A 13312-nucleotide genomic window follows, 5' to 3' on the forward strand; every position below is an offset into this window, starting at 1 on the left:
AAATTCGGGCGCCAACCAGCCGGCCAAAAAGCTGTTTGCCAGGGCATGATAGCTGAAAACCGGCGGTTTTGGGCAGGGCGGCGGCCACTTTATCTGCGCCAACGTTACCGGGAACGTTGCCGGAACCCACTGCCCAGTTACGGCTGCTGGTCCGGCCATTTATTTGCCACCGCGTATAGCCCCTACCCGCTTCTCCGTTTGCTTCCCGCTCATTCCGCTACGCATGCACCTGTTCGTTTACGCCTCGCTCGATGCGGGCGCCCGTGCCCATCTACTCCGGCAGCTGCCGCCCGAGTTCACCGTCAGCTTCCGCACCGACCTGCCCGCCGGGCAGCAGCCAGCCGCGCTGCAACGCGCCGAGCTGCTGTTTGGCAACCCGCCCGCCGACTGGTTTGCCGCGGGCTTCCCGCCGGGCTTGCGGTTCTGGCAGATCGACTCGGCCGGCTTCGAGCGGTACGCGGGGCTGCAGCCAAATTTCCCGGTGGCCAACGTGGGCGACTATTTTGCCTGGCCCTGCGCCGAAACCATGGTTGCCGGCATTCTGGCGCTGTACCGCCGCATTCACGACCTGGCCCGCTGGCAGGAGCGCCGCGAGTGGCACGGCAGCCTAATCCGGCCCACGTTGCGGCTGCTGCGCGAGCAGCGCGTGGTTGTACTTGGGGCCGGGGCCATTGGGCTGGCGGTGCGCCGGCAGCTCAGCGGCTTCGGCTGCGCCGTGCAGCTGCTGGCGCGCACCAACCCCGCCGCCCAGCTGCACTCCCGCGCCGAGCTGCGGGCGGCCCTGCCGCATACCGACCTGGTGATAAACTGCCTGCCGGGTACGGCCACGGGCTTTGTCTCGGCCGAGCTGCTGGCGGCCCTGCCCGCGGGCAGCGTGTACGCCAGCGTGGGCCGCGGTACCACCACCGACGAGCCCGCGCTGATTGCCGCCCTGCAGTCGGGCCAGCTCAGCGGCGCCGTGCTCGACGTAACGGCCGTGGAGCCCCTGCCCGCCGACAGCCCGCTCTGGGCCTTGCCGCAGGTAATTCTGACCCAGCACAGCGGCGGCGGCCAGCCCCGCGAAGACGAGGGCAAGGTGGACGTGTTCCTGCGTAGCCTCAGCCGCCTGCTGCGCGGTGAATCGCCCGAAAACCTGGTCGACCTGGCCCGCGGCTACTAACCCCGCTCGACGATTCAGGGCCGCTGAGCGGCTGCATACAAGCTGGCTTCTTATTATTTTCCCATTACATTGGTATTACAACATTCTTTCACCATCCACAACCCAAACCCTTATGAAAACTGTGAAAACCCTGGCCCTGCTGGCCGTGCTGGCCTTTTCGGGCGCCTGCAGCAAAGAAGACGCGGCGCCGGTAGCCGCTCCCGCAGCCGCGGCGAGCAGCGACGTGAAGGCCGGTCCCGGCTACGAGTGCCTCGACGTGTACGACCCGGTTTGTGGCAGCGACGGCAAAACCTACAGCAACGCCTGCTACGCCCGCCGCGCCGGCGTCACCTCTTACACCCGCGGCGCCTGCGACGGCAGCGGCGGGCCGATCTAGCCTTGCGCTTTACCAACGCATAAAAAAGCCCGGCCTTGCGGTCGGGCTTTTTTATGCCTGGTATTCTCAGCTTAACCCTGCGGCTGAATCGAGTTGGTAATGGCTTCCACAATGCCTTCGGAAATGCCAGTGGTGCTGAAGCCGCCGTCGTGCATCAGGTTCTGCATGGTCACGTAGCGCGTCAGGTCCGAGAACAGCGACACGCAGTAGTCGGCGCAAGCTTCGGCCGGGGCGTTGCCCAGCGGCGAAAGGCGGTCGGCGTACTCATAAAAGGCGTCGAAGCCGCTGATGCCGGTGCCGGCGGTGGTCTTGGTGGGCGACTGCGAAATGGTGTTCACGCGCACCTTCTTCAGGCTGCCCAGGCGCTGGCCGTAGCTGCGGGCAATGCTTTCGAGCACGGCCTTGGCCTGCGACATGTCGGTGTAGTCGAGGAAGGCGCGCTGGGCAGCGATGTACGAGAGGGCTACCACCGAGCCCCACTCATTCAGGGCGTCCTGCTTCTCGGCCACGTGCAGCATCTTGTGGAACGAGAGGGCCGAAATGTCGAGCGTCTTCTGGAACCAGTCGTAGTTCAGCTCGCCGTAGTGCTTGCCCTTGCGGATGTTGGGGCTCATGCCGATGCTATGCAGCACGAAATCAATCTTGCCGCCGAGCTGCTCCACGGCGCCGCTGAACACCTTTTCCAGGTCTTCGACCACCGTGGCGTCGGCGGGGATGATGGGGGCCGAGCACTGCTCCGCGAGCTTGTTGATTTCGCCCATGCGCATGGCGAGCGGGGCATTGCTGAGCACGAACGTGGCGCCTTCTTCGTGGCAGCGCAGGGCTACCTTCCAGGCAATGGACTGTTCGTTGAGGGCGCCGAAAATGATGCCGCGCTTGCCGGCGAGTAGGTTGTTGGCCATAAAGGAGGTTGAGTCGGGTCGATGGAACGGGCAAAAATAGAGGTTCGCGCCGAACAGGCCGCCGAACCAGTAAGCCCAGCGCGCAAGAACGTCATTCTGGGCAAGGCGAAGAATCTCGCCTGCTGACATCAGATAGCAGAATCCTCGACTGCGCTCGACATGACAATTGCTTAGGCCAGTTGGCGCCTCCTAGGCCGGCACCAGGTCGCTTTCGCCGCGCAGGGCCAGCAGCTCGCGGGCACTCTGGAAGGCGTTTTCGCTGGGCCGGGCACCCGAAATCATCTGGGCAATTTCGCGGATGCGCTCCTCCTCCGTGAGTTTGCGGATGCGGCTCACGGTGCGGTCGGCGCGGTCTTCCTTGTACACGAAGAAGTGCGCCTCGCCGGCAGCGGCCATCTGCGGCAGGTGCGAAATGGCCACCAACTGGTGCTTTTTGGCCATTTGCTGCATCATGCGACCCACTTTCACCGCAATTTCCCCGCTGATGCCGGTGTCGATTTCGTCGAACACGATGGTGGGTAAGGCCGTCTTGTCGGCCAGCAGGTACTTGATGCACAGCATCAGGCGCGAAAACTCCCCGCCCGAGGCGGCCTTGCTCAGGGTTTGGGGCTGGGCGCCCTTGTTGGCCGTAAACAGCAGGCTAATGACGTCGGTGCCGGAAGTGGCGGGCGAGCCGGTGTGGTGCTGCACCACCAGGCGGGCGTTGGGCATGCCCAGGTCGGCGAGCAGATCGGCCAGCTCCCGCTCGAACTGCGGGAAAGCGGCCCGCCGCTGCTCCGAGAGGTGGGCGGCGCGCTTGAGCACTGTGGCCAGGGCACCCTCGGCGTCGCGGCGCAGGCGGCTGATTTCCTTGTCGAGGTTGAGCACCGAGCCGACTTTCTGCTGCAGGTCGTCGCGCACGGCAATCAACTCGGCCACGTCGCGCACTTGGTGCTTGCGCTGCAGGTTGAAGAGCACGTTCTGGCGCTGCTGCAACTCGTCGAGGCGCCGGGGGTCGGCCTCGGTGCGCTGCTCGGCCTGCTCGGCCTCGGCGGCCACGTCGCGCAGCTCAATCAGGCAGGAATCCACGCGCTCCTTTAGCTGGCGGGCGGCGTCGGAGTAGGCCGCAATTTGGCCCAGCAGCAACGCGGCTTCCTTGAGGCTGCCGGTGGCGCAGTACTCGCCCTCGGCCAGGGCCTGCAGGGCGCCCCCGAGCTTGAGCTTGATTTCCTCGGCGTGCTCCAGTTCCCGCAGCTCGGTTTCCAGCGCCTCCTGGTCTTCGCCGTCGAGCCGGGCTTCTTCCAGCTCGCTCAGCAGGAAGCTGTGGTAGTCCAGCTCCTTGTTGGCCTGGGCCACCTGATCTTCCAGGGTTTTGAGGTCGGCGGCCAGCTTGCGGTACTGGCGGAAGGCGTTGCCGTACTGGGTGCGGGTGGGCACGAGGCCGGCGTAGAGGTCGATGAGGTTGAGCTGGAACACCGGGTCCCCGAGCAGCAGCGTGTCGTGCTGGGAGTGAATGTCCATCAGGTTGGCCCCGATCTTACGCAGCGTCTCCACCGTTACGGGCGTGTCGTTGACGAAGGCGCGGGACTTGCCCGAGGGGCTGATTTCGCGGCGCAGAATGCACTGCGCGTCGTAGTCGATATCCTCGGCCTCGAAGATGTCCTGCAGCTGGTAGCCCGACACGTCGAACTGCCCCTCAATCACGCACTTTTTCTGGGTGTTGAAGAGCAGCTTGGAATCGGCGCGGTTGCCCAGCAACAGCCCGATGGCGCCGAGCATGATGGATTTGCCGGCCCCGGTTTCGCCCGTGATGATGTTGAGCCGCGCCGAGGGCCGCAGCTCCAGGGACTCGATCAGGGCGTAATTCTGTATGCGAAGATCCACCAACATAGCGGTAGTGGTTGCGTGAGACAATAGCCTGCTAATTGCCCGGGCCGCCAAGCAGCCGGGCATCAGCCGTTTACAAACCTACTAAATCATTTAGCAGAAGCGCAAGCCATTCCCCCAATCTATTTAGCACATAACGCTTTGCTGCGTCCGCGGGCCGATTCAGCCCGGTATTCACTCCGGCTTGGGCACGGTCAGCCGCTGCCGCTTCGCCCGTAAACCGGATATATAGCCGCTTAAAAACGCGAGTTGCCGCGGCTTCGGGCCGCGGCAACTCGCATGCATGGTTCAGGAAAGGGGTGGCTCGGGTCAGCGCCGCGGCTGCATAATGCTCTGGTACTTGGCCGAATTAGTGGGGTCCACGTCCTGCAGCAGGGCCACTACGGTTTGCTTCTGGTCGGCCTGGGGGCTGCTGCGGTAGATGTTGGCAATTTCATCGGCCTTGGTTTCGAAGAACGAGCGCACCAGCGTGGAGCCAGGGCGGCGCTGGCTGGCGCCCTGCACGCCCTGCAGGGCCGTGAGAATGGTGGCGCGGGCTTCGTCGGGCTTCTGAATGAATACGTCGAGGCCCTGGCGGTAGTAGTTGTACACGGCCGTGCGCAGGGGCTCCAGCTGCGGGTCCTGCAGGCCGTTGAGCAGGGCGAAGCGGCTGCGCTGGTTGGCCTTGCCGTTGTCTTTCCAGCCATCGTCGCCGTCGGTGCTTTGGGTCGAGGCTACCTGCAGGATGTTGCGGGCCCGGTCGAACGTGCGCGAGCCGCCCAGCGGGGCAAAGGAGTCCTGGTCCATGCCGATGATGGTGTAGGCGTAGAAGCTCAGGATGGACGAGAGGTTGTTGACGTAGCTGTTCTCGGAAAAGTCGAGCGGCTGACCGGGCAGGTAGGTAAAGCGCCAGCTTTCGGCGTAGCTCAGCAGGTTGGTTTCGTAGGAGGTGCCGTACACGGGGCGCGTGCTCAGAATGCGCACGGTGGCGCCGTAGGTGCCGTTCTGGGGAATTTCCTGGATGCTGATGTACAGCTGGCAGCGAATACGCTCATCGGGCTTGTACACGTCGTTGGTCCAGCGGCGCACGTTCAGAAACTGGGTGATTTCGTTCTGCATCTGGGTGAGCAGCTGCGGATCGGTGATGGTCACGCCCTCGGCGCGCACGTTCACGGTGGCCAGCAGCTCCTGGGCCCGCGCGGCCTGGGGCCGCAGCCCGAGCACCGCGGTCAGCAGCACCAAACAAATCAGAATACGCTTAGGCAACATGGGCAGCAAGGCGGGCAAGAATGGCGGAAACAATGTCGCGGGCAACGTCGGCTTTGGGCTTTAGGTCAAAGGGCGTCACGCGGTCGGGCTCCACCAGGGTGATTTTGTTGGTATCGTGGCGGAAGCCGGCGCCGGGGTCGCGCAACGAATTTAGCACCACCATGTCGAAGTTTTTGCGGCGGAGCTTGTCCTGGGCGTGCGCCAGCTCCTGGTGCGTCTCCAACGCAAAACCCACGGAAAATTGTTCAGCGCGCTTGGTTTGGCCCAGCGTGGCGGCAATGTCCACGTTCTTCACCAGCTCCAGCACCAGCACTTCCTCGCTGCCGTCCTCGCGCTTCTTGATTTTCTCGGCGGCCACCGTGCGCGGGCGGTAGTCGGCCACGGCGGCGGCAAACACCCACACAGCGGCGGTTGGGGCGGCGGCGGCGGCGGCCTGGTACATCTCGTCGGCGGTTTGCACGCGCACGAGCTCAATGGCTGGGTGCTCAACGGTCAGGGCCGTGGGGCCGCTCACCAGCGTTACGGCAAAATCGGCTTCGGCAAAGGCCTCGGCCAGCGCGTAGCCCATTTTGCCGGTCGAGTGGTTGCCAATAAAGCGCACCGGATCGATGGGCTCGTATGTTGGGCCGGCTGTAAGCAACACCCTACGGGGCGGGCTCTGAACGTCGACGGCGGAAGGCGGTACGGAAAACTCAGCAGACATGGTGCGGGTAGAGGTTCACTGAATAGCCCGCAAGTACGCCTTATTCGCGGGCAAGCCCGCGCCAGACGCCGTCAGAATGCCGCTGCGAGCAGCTCCACAATCTGCTCGGGCTCGAGCATGCGCCCCGGGCCCACCAGCCCGCTGGCCAGCTCGCCGGCCGGCGAGTCGAGTACGCGCACGCCGTCCTGGCGCAGGGTGGCCAGGTTGCGCTGGGTAGCCGGGTGCTGGTACATGTCGAGGTCCATGGCCGGGGCCACCCAGGTAGGGCAGCGCGCCGAGAGGTACACGGCCGCCAGCAAATTGGGGCACAGACCCTGGGCCAGCGTAGCCAGGGTGTTGGCGCTGGCCGGGGCAATCAGCAGGGCATCGGCCCAGAGGCCCAGGTCCACGTGGTTGTGCCACACGCCCGCGTGCTCGTCCTGCAGAAAGCCCTGCAGCACGGGGCGCTTGGAAAGGGTGGCCAGGGTGAGGGGCGTCACAAAAGCCGAAGCCGAGGGCGTCAGGATTACCTGCACCTCGGCTTCGGCTTTCACCAGCAGCCGCACCAGGGCGGCGGCTTTGTAGGCGGCAATGCTCCCGCTCACGCCCAACAGAATGCGGCGGTGGGCCAGCATGCGTGCGGACGCTACTTATTCGGCTTTCGGCTCCGAGGGCAGCTCTTCCTCGGAAGGATGACGGAAAGTCACCTTGCCTTCCAGGAACTCCTCGATGGCGAGGTTGGTGGACTTGGGCAGGCGCTCGTAGTGCTTGCTGATTTCGATCTGCTCGCGGTTTTCGAACACCTCCTCGAGGTTGTCGACGGTGGTGGCAAACTCGGCCAGCTTGCCGTTCAGCTCTTCCTTGATCTTGACGGAAATCTGGTTGGCGCGCTTCGAGATGATGGCAATGGACTCGTACACGTTGCCGGTTTCCGCCGTGAAATCGGACAGGTTGCGCGTAACGATGGAGGGAGAAACGTGGCTGGGTACTTTCATGGTTCGAAGGGCTAAAGGCTGAATGGTTATTGGGCTGCCTGCCACGCCAAGTGAAATAGCCGGGTCGTGGAGCGCTGCAGCCGGCAACCAATTAATTCGTTGAAGCTTGGGTCGGGGCCGTTTTGGCGGCGGGGTCGGGGTGCTCTTTGAGGAACTTCTGCGCGTAGTCGTACATGGCTTCCGCGGCTTTTAGGTTCTTGCTTTGCGGGTAGGTATCCACGAAGTTTTGGTAGAACACCACCACTTCCAGAAACCGTTCACGCTGCTTTTCCTCCACGCTTTCTTTGGCCAGCTCGTGCTGCGAGGCCAGCTTCAGGAAGGCGGCCTGCTCGCCGTACAGCGAGGCCGGGTACTGCTGCTGATAGGTGTTAAAGGCCACCACCGCCGACTGGTAGTAGCGCACCGAGTGGTAGAGCTTGGCGGCTTCGAAGGCTTTCACCTCCAGCTTGCGCTGCAACTCGTTCGACATGTTCTCGGTCTCGGGTCGGAACTTGCTTTCGGGGTAGCGGTTCAGGAAGGCCTGAATGCTCTCGATGGCCGTAACGGTGCTGGTCTGGTCCAGCTCGTACTCAGGCGAGTCGCGAAACAGCGACTTGGCGTGCATGAACAGGGCCTCCTCGGCGTAGGGCGACGAGGGGTAGGTTTCGGCAAACGTCTGGAAGTAGTAGGAGCTGAGCGTGTAGTTGCCTTCCTCGTAGTTGGCGCGGGCAAAGTAGAACTCGGCCTTTTCGGCTTCGGGGCGGCCTTTGAGCAGCGGAATCAGCGGCTCGAGCAGGGTTTCGGCCTTCACGTAATCGCCCTGCTCGTAGTACTTCACGGCGGCCTCGTACCGCTCGTTGACGTTGGTGCTCTTGAGCAGCTTCTGGTAGGGGCTGCACGCGCCGAGCACGGCAAGGCTCAGCAGCAGGACAAGAACACGGGGGCGGAATGCGGGCATAAGAAAGGCAAAGGTAACGGATTGGCGGCCGAACGCAAAAGCCGCTCAGGCCCAGGAGCCGGGCGGGCCGCTCAAGGTTGCGCGGCTGCCGCTTTTCCCGGGTTCAGCAGAACATTCAGGGCTGCGTTTTGGTGCGGGCCGCAGGTTTGGCCGGTACCGGCTTGGCTGGCGCGGGCTTGGCTTTGGTTGCGGGAGCGTTGGCCGGGGCAGCTTTGCGGGCGGGGGCCGCTTTAGTCTTGGGTTTGGCGGCCGGCTTGGTGGTTTTCTTGGGCTTGGCTTTGGCCTTGGCGGGCGGGGCAAAGTGCTTGCCCAGCACGTTCTGGCGGGTGGGCCGCTGGGCAATCAGCCACTGGAAGCCCTTGAGCTTGGTGTCCTCGGGCTTTAGCTCGTGGGGCGGAATAAAGCTGGCGTCGGGGTTGGTCAGGAAGCTAATGGTGGAGAGCTTGCTTTCGGCGAAGCGCAGGGCCATGTTGGCCGACAGCGCCTTGTTTACCCCGGTCACGGCGGTGTCGTTGTCGAGGGCGTAGTACACGCTTTCGGCGTTGCCCAGTACGTCTACCTTGCGCAGCTTGCTGTTCTGGAAGTAAGCCACCATGTTGCGGCCCTTCACCTGGTTGAAGTTCAGCAGTGTGTCCTGGCCCACAATAAAGGAGTTGGCGTAGAGCCGCATCTGGTCGATTTTCTGGCGGCGCATGCGAATTTCCATCGAGTCGGCGGTGAGCTGGTTTTGCTCGTTCCACAGCACCGGGCGGGTGTTGAGGTAGATAACCGAGTCGCGGCGGTTGTAGGTGAGCGAGTCGCAGCGGCCCAGCAAGTCGCGGCGGTAGATGCGCACGCGGCGGTAGGCATACACGATGCCGGGGTCGTTTACGCGGGCTTCCACGTTCACCAGCGTGTCGGCGGCCAGGTACAGGGTGTCGCGGTCGGTGATGTTGCGCATTACGGGCGAGCCGTACACCTTGGCCCGACCCAAAGCCCGCCAGTAGCGGCCCACGTCGCCGCGAATCACCACGTTGTCTTTCTTGGCCGTCATCGACACGTTGCCGCGGGCCACGCCGTACTGCCGTGCCTCGTCGTACACCAGCTGGTCGCCGCCGAGCAGGTAGTTGGGCGTCTCGATCTTGGCGTTGCGCTGAAAGTCGGACACCCGCGACACGGTGTTGTAGGTGCCCTTCTCGGCGTAGATGTTGCCCTGCTTGCCCACAATGCGGGTGGGGCCGAAAAAGTAAGCCACCTTGCTCTGGGTGTTGTACTGCAGGGTGTCGTTGGTGATGGTGTAGTCCTTGGTGACCAGCTTCACGTTGGTGCGGAAGCTGAACACCTGGGTCTGGGTATTGTAGTAGCCCTTCTGGCTGTCGAGCACGTTTTCGGGGTCGGTGATGTGGCCGCCGGTGCTGTAGTAGGCCACCTTGCGCGTCAGGTCGTAGTCGAGGGCCTGGGTGGTGAGCGTGATGCGCGGGTCGCGCAGCACCACGTTGCCGGTGATGCGCGCCCGGCGGGTGTCGCCGTCGTAGAAGCCCCGGTCGCCGGTGATGGTCACCGTGTCGTTCTGCACCATGCGCACGTTGCTGAAGGCCTCGATGGCGTTGCGGTCGAGGTACTGGTAGGCCGAGTCGCAGTACAAATAGGCGTCGCCCTGCCGGAAGCTCACGTTGCCGATCAGCTTGCGAATCTGCTGGCCATTGAAGTCGCCGCCGATGAGCTGGCCGGCCCCGGGCAGCAGCTCAATGCGCTGGCCTTTTTTGGGCGGCTCCTGCCCGGCCGGCGGCGTGGCGGGCCGGCGCTGGGCCCAGCCCGCCAGGGGCAGCGCCAGCAACAGCAGCGAAAGAAGAAGGAAACGAAGGTGCATCAGGGGCGCAAAAGTACGGAACCCCGGCCCTAACGCGTGCCTTCCCGATTTGGTGCGTGCAGGGTGGCTTCGAGGGGACGGGCCGGCGCAGCCAGGTGCCGGCTCAGCCGCCGGGCCCGGGGCACGTGGTCGGTTTGCAGGGCGTTGGGGCGGCAGGCCAGCAGCCGGGTGATGGTACCCCGGGAGCGGCCCCCAAACAGCACCACTTGGAGTCCTGCCGCCTGGGCCTGGGCCACCCGCGCGGGCGTGGCCAGGGTTTTGGGCAGCACCACGGCGGCCACCGGCAGCTGCGGGGCCGTGGCCAGCCGCTCGTCTACCGCCCCCGTAATTTCCAGGCCCAGGGGCACGCCGGGCAGCTCCTGGGCCAGCCGGGGCAGCGAGGGAATGTGCTCGGTGAGCACCAGCAGGCGGCCCGCCGGCACGGGGTAGCGGCGCAGCAGCCGGCCCAGGGCGCGCACCAGGGCGGGCGAGCGGGCGTAGGTCTGGCCCGCGGGGGCGCAGTAGTCGGCCTCGTGCAAATCCAGGTGCAGTACGGGGTAGGCCGCGGGGTGCTGGCTGAGGCGGGCCAGCAAGGTTTCCAGCGGGGCCACCCGCTCGTGCTGAAACCAGTCGTAGGGCCAGCCACCGCGGTAGGGCAGCCGGGCCAGCTCGGCGGCCGCAAACTGGCTCACGCAGCCCTGGGCCGGGGTAATGCCCTGCAGCCAGGGGTCGTGAAACAGCATCAGCACGCTGTCCTGGCTCAGCTGCACGTCCACTTCCACGCCGTCGGCGCCGTGGGCCAGGGCCTGGGTCACCCCGCCCAGGCTGCTCGGCGGCAGGGGATTGAAGCGGTTGAACGGCGTGAGAAAGCCCGAGCCGGCGTGCCCGATGATGAGCGGCGCGGGGCGCCCGGCCGCCGCGCCCGGCCCGGCCGAGCGGGCACAGCCGCTCAGCAGCCCCAGCCCCAGCAGCACTGCGCCCAACCGTCGACTCATCTTCATGCCCTGCTTGCTGCGCGGCGGCCCCCGTTGGCCGGTCTGCGTGCGTACTCCGCAACGGGTAACCGGGTTGGGGGCCGATGGTTTTTTCGCGGCGCCCGCCGCGGCCTACCTTTGCGCGGCCCTTTCCTGGGGCCTCCCCTGCTATGCTCGACCGCGTCCGCCACTTCATCGAAGAAAACCAGCTCTTTCACCCCACTACCGACTCGGTGCTGGTTGCCGTGAGCGGCGGCATGGACTCGGTGGTGCTGCTCGACGTGCTGCACCGCCTGGGCACCCCGCTGGCCGTGGCCCACTGCCACTTCGGGCTGCGCGGCGAAGAGGCCGACGCCGACGAGGAGTTTGTGCGCAAGCTGGCCAAGAAGTACGAAGTGCCCTACTTCGCCGAGTTCTTCGACACCCAGGGCTTTGCCGAGCAGGAAGGTCTCTCCACCCAAATGGCCGCCCGCGTGCTGCGCTACCAGTGGTTTGAGCAGCTGCGCCGCAGCCAGCAGCTGGCCTACGTGGCCACCGCCCACCACCAGCGCGACGCGGCCGAAACCATGCTGCTCAACCTCACCCACGGCACCGGCCTGGCCGGCCTGCACGGCATTCCGGTGCGCCAGGGTCGCGTGGTGCGCCCCCTGCTGGCCACCGGCAAAGAAGACCTCTACGACTACCTGGTGGAGCACCGCCTGGCCTGGCGCGAAGACGCCAGCAACGACAGCACCCTCTACCAGCGCAACAAGCTGCGCCACGAGGTGCTGCCCGTGCTGCGCGAGCTGAACCCCTCCCTCGACCACACCCTGCAGCACACCGCCGAGCGGGTGCGCGGCGCCGAGGCCCTGGTGCAGCACTTCGTGGATGAAACCGCCCGCCTGGCCCGCCGCGACGAAGACGGCGTCACCTACTTCACCATTGCCGCCCTGCAAGCCACGCCCGCCCCGGCCCTGGTGCTGCACGAGCTGCTGCGCCCCTTCCATTTTCCCTGGCTGGTGGTCAAGGACATCGTGGCCGCGTTCGGGGCCGAGCCGGGCCGGCAGTTCGACTCGCCCACCCACCGCCTGGTGAAAGACCGCGAGCAGCTGGTCGTCACGGCCAAAAACCTGGACGCCTTCGGCACCCACCTCTGGCCCGAGGGCCAGGCGCAGCTGGAAGTCGACGATGTGCGCCTGATGCAGCGCGAGCTGCCCGCCGAGGGCTACCAGATCAACCGCAACAAGGACGTGGCCGCCTTCGACGCCGACAAGCTCCGGTTCCCGCTCACCCTGCGCCGCTGGCGCGAGGGCGACTGGTTTATGCCCATCGGCCTCAAGGGTAAAAAGAAGCTCAGCGACTTTCTCATCGACCAGAAAGTACCCCTGAACCTGAAAGACCGCGTGCGCCTGCTCACCACCGCCGAGGGCAAAGTAGCCTGGGTGGTGGGCCTGCGCCCCGACGACCGCTACAAAGTGACCGAAGAAACCCAGCGCGTGCTCGAAATCCGCCTCCAGCGCCGCGGCTAGCGGGGGCGGTATGCTTAGGGCCACCCAACCCGTTCATGCCAGCACCCGATTTCAGTTGGCCGCCGACTCTCCACTCGGCTTGCGCATCGCGTCCTGGAGTTGGGTGAGCAGCTTCGCGGTGACCACCTGAAATTGCTGGCGCTCGGCCGCGAGGCTGCTGGCCCCGCTTTCGGTAATGGCTTTCGTTCTGATTAGCGGGTCTTCGGCCGGCTCCTTCGTGGGCGAGGTCGGCCGTACAAAGGCAAAATCCGTCGCCTCGTACCGGTAGCGCCCTTCCTCGAGGTACAGGCGCAGGGTGTAGTGCAGCACCGAACGAATGGTCTGGGTGCGGGGACGGCCATTGAACGTGCCCCCCATGGCATAAGTATAGGCAAACGGTTGCGCCCCCGACAGGACGAGCACCTCGGTGTCTGGCTGGTGCCAAATCACCGGCGGCGTGTCCGGTGAGGCAGCCGCGGTGGCCCATTCACACGCGCGAGCTACCAAGTCGGCTTGGCTGACGCCCGCAACCGGCACGACTGCCTGGTACCGAATGCGGCCCGTGGCGCGGTCAACGGGTAGCCCTCCCAAGGATTGGGCATACGCAGAGTCAATCAATAAGTAAAGGCAAAAGATTGACAGCAACATTTTCATACAAGAGAAGCTAAGAAGGACTTACATTCCAAGGGTTGTTGCACTCGATTCCTGAGTGAGCCACCTTAGTAGGGTGCTTGGCCAAGCTAAACAGAAGCGTATCAAAGTATCAGGGTTTTTCCCTGAAATGCCCAAAGTCGTTTAGCGTTCCTTGTGGCAATACGGCAGGTGTATAGCCCCAGCGTGGGGTCGTTCGGCTGCCCC

General features: G+C 64.8%; 13 protein-coding genes. 3 read left to right on the plus strand and 10 right to left on the minus strand.

The genetic code is table 11. The annotated features are described in order from the left end of the window. The first annotated feature begins 223 nt into the window (after positions 1 to 223). Together ACE191_RS09520 and ACE191_RS09525 are read left to right on the plus strand one after the other, a co-directional pair. Entirely contained in the window at positions 224 to 1159 is a 936-nt protein-coding gene (locus ACE191_RS09520) for a D-2-hydroxyacid dehydrogenase (protein ID WP_400191966.1), read from the plus strand. A 112-nt stretch (positions 1160 to 1271) separates the two neighbouring features. Next, a complete protein-coding gene (locus ACE191_RS09525; protein ID WP_400191967.1) occupies positions 1272 to 1535 on the plus strand; it encodes a Kazal-type serine protease inhibitor family protein in 264 nt (87 codons plus the stop codon). 71 nt (positions 1536 to 1606) lie between these two features. Here ACE191_RS09525 and ACE191_RS09530 read toward each other — a convergent pair whose 3' ends face one another. From ACE191_RS09530 to ACE191_RS09570, 9 genes are all read right to left on the minus strand, one after another. Continuing rightward, on the minus strand, positions 1607 to 2437 hold the full coding sequence (locus tag ACE191_RS09530) for an enoyl-ACP reductase (protein WP_400191968.1): 831 nt from the start codon (positions 2435 to 2437) through the stop codon (positions 1607 to 1609). A 189-nt stretch (positions 2438 to 2626) separates the two neighbouring features. Next, complete coding sequence (gene recN, locus ACE191_RS09535) at positions 2627 to 4306, minus strand: DNA repair protein RecN (protein ID WP_400191969.1); 1680 nt, start codon at positions 4304 to 4306, stop codon at positions 2627 to 2629. 306 nt (positions 4307 to 4612) lie between these two features. Beyond that, entirely contained in the window at positions 4613 to 5551 is a 939-nt protein-coding gene (locus ACE191_RS09540) for a DUF4835 family protein (RefSeq protein ID WP_400191970.1), read from the minus strand. Continuing rightward, the gene (locus tag ACE191_RS09545) at positions 5541 to 6254 is read right to left on the minus strand and encodes a phosphopantothenoylcysteine decarboxylase (protein ID WP_400191971.1); all 714 of its coding nucleotides are present in this window, start codon (positions 6252 to 6254) and stop codon (positions 5541 to 5543) included. Before ACE191_RS09545 ends, ACE191_RS09540 begins: the two co-directional genes overlap by 11 nt. 71 nt (positions 6255 to 6325) lie before the next feature. Then, complete coding sequence (locus tag ACE191_RS09550; RefSeq protein ID WP_400191972.1) at positions 6326 to 6868, minus strand: flavoprotein; 543 nt, start codon at positions 6866 to 6868, stop codon at positions 6326 to 6328. Positions 6869 to 6883: 15 nt separating this feature from the next. Next, positions 6884 to 7228, minus strand: coding sequence for a DNA-directed RNA polymerase subunit omega (locus ACE191_RS09555; protein WP_400191973.1), 345 nt, complete (start codon positions 7226 to 7228; stop codon positions 6884 to 6886). 91 nt (positions 7229 to 7319) lie between these two features. Beyond that, the gene (locus ACE191_RS09560; RefSeq protein WP_400191974.1) at positions 7320 to 8165 is read right to left on the minus strand and encodes an outer membrane protein assembly factor BamD; all 846 of its coding nucleotides are present in this window, start codon (positions 8163 to 8165) and stop codon (positions 7320 to 7322) included. 115 nt (positions 8166 to 8280) lie between these two features. Continuing rightward, positions 8281 to 10014 carry an OstA-like protein gene (locus ACE191_RS09565; RefSeq protein ID WP_400191975.1) on the minus strand — a complete coding sequence of 578 codons (1734 nt, stop codon included), beginning with the start codon at positions 10012 to 10014 and terminating at the stop codon, positions 8281 to 8283. Between the two features lie 29 nt (positions 10015 to 10043). Beyond that, on the minus strand, positions 10044 to 10988 hold the full coding sequence (locus ACE191_RS09570) for a glycerophosphodiester phosphodiesterase (RefSeq protein WP_400191976.1): 945 nt from the start codon (positions 10986 to 10988) through the stop codon (positions 10044 to 10046). Positions 10989 to 11137: 149 nt separating this feature from the next. On the opposite strand from ACE191_RS09570, the gene tilS reads away from it, so the two are divergent. After that, positions 11138 to 12475, plus strand: coding sequence for a tRNA lysidine(34) synthetase TilS (tilS, locus tag ACE191_RS09575; RefSeq protein ID WP_400191977.1), 1338 nt, complete (start codon positions 11138 to 11140; stop codon positions 12473 to 12475). 51 nt (positions 12476 to 12526) lie between these two features. Here tilS and ACE191_RS09580 read toward each other — a convergent pair whose 3' ends face one another. Further along, the gene (locus ACE191_RS09580; protein WP_400191978.1) at positions 12527 to 13108 is read right to left on the minus strand and encodes a hypothetical protein; all 582 of its coding nucleotides are present in this window, start codon (positions 13106 to 13108) and stop codon (positions 12527 to 12529) included. Positions 13109 to 13312: the final 204 nt, after the last annotated feature.

This window comes from Hymenobacter sp. B81 (genome assembly GCF_044628455.1).
GTDB lineage: Bacteria > Bacteroidota > Bacteroidia > Cytophagales > Hymenobacteraceae > Solirubrum.